This window comes from Limosilactobacillus mucosae (assembly GCF_046939755.1).
In the GTDB taxonomy this organism is placed as follows: domain Bacteria; phylum Bacillota; class Bacilli; order Lactobacillales; family Lactobacillaceae; genus Limosilactobacillus; species Limosilactobacillus mucosae_A.
The window spans coordinates 1-495 of the sequence record NZ_JBKZAY010000092.1 but is presented as its reverse complement, the minus strand read 5'-3'; the positions used below and the strand labels follow the sequence as shown (position 1 = coordinate 495).

Genomic DNA, 495 nt, shown 5'->3' with positions numbered 1-495 from the left:
AATTCAACAGTCGAAAAGTTGACCACTACCGTTACCAGTCATCAGAGAAAATGCAAATCAAAGGAATCACGTAAAGAATGGCTTGATTGCTTAGAACAAGTTGAAGAACTTCATCAGCTGAGTAAGCAAGAACTGACTTGTGATCAATGCGGTCAAATGATGACGGTTATCGGTAAACATGAACAGTATCGTGAAGTTAAACTGGTTCCTGCCCACCTGTGCTGCAAAATCGTATGTACTGAAACGGCTAGATGCGAACACTGTCAAGATCCGGAAACCGGCAATGATGTACTTGTTCAGGCAAAGACGCCACAGCCTTTATTTCCACACAGTTACCTTTCAAGCTCGGTAATCGCCGAAGTACTTTTTGAAAAGTTCGGCCTGGCAGTACCGTTTACCCGCCAGACGCAGTATTGGGAACGCCTCGGGCTTCCAATCACCAGTAAACATATGGCTCGTGGGGTAATTGAAGCTGGCGAAAGGTTTGGGCAAAAG

Annotated in this window: 1 protein-coding gene; it reads left to right on the top strand. The window is 45.3% G+C overall.

What is annotated here, in order from left to right:
- Positions 1-495, top strand: a 495-nt coding sequence (locus ACLUWI_RS10275) for an IS66 family transposase (protein ID WP_412147238.1), incomplete at both ends; no start/stop codon positions are given.